The organism is Halorubrum sp. Atlit-26R (genome assembly GCF_003666015.1).
Lineage (GTDB): Archaea > Halobacteriota > Halobacteria > Halobacteriales > Haloferacaceae > Halorubrum.
In genome coordinates, this window is the sequence record NZ_QPLT01000387.1 from 1 (window position 1) to 518 (window position 518).

1 protein-coding gene is annotated in these 518 nt (G+C 49.0%); it reads left to right on the forward strand.

Annotated elements, in window-relative coordinates; genetic code table 11:
- On the forward strand, positions 1-448 hold a 448-nt coding region (locus DVK07_RS21095; protein WP_255410507.1), incomplete at its 5' end, for a helicase-related protein.
- Between the last annotated feature and the right edge of the window lie 70 nt (positions 449-518).

The window sequence follows — 518 nt, forward strand, 5'->3', positions numbered from 1 at the left end:
CTCAACAGACGCTATGTCAGAAGGAAGAAACTTACAATTTTGTAACATAATGGTGAATTACGACCTGCCTTGGAATCCAATGCGTGTAGAGCAACGTATTGGTCGTATTCATCGGATCGGACAGAAACGCGACGTGTACGTATTCAATATGGCTCTGAAGGACACAGTCGAAGAATACGTCCTGGAACGACTGTACCACAAGATCGATCTGTTCCAGCAGTCGGTTGGTGAGTTGAGTGCCATTCTCACACGGTTAGAGGAATCCGGCAAGACGTTTGAGGACGAAATCTTTGAACGACTGGTTAACGCTGATTCCGAGGTTGATCTGGAGAACGATTTCGACGCGATGGCCGTTGACTTACAGGAACAGCGTGAGCTTGCAGAGAAGCTAGAGGAGTTCAACAGTGGCGTTCTCGAAGGCTTCGATCTGGGGGCAAGTGATGACTGACGCTGCGATTCCGATCACTCAATCAGCCGTCGAACAATTCACCGAGCGGTATCTGACTTTCCTCGGATCC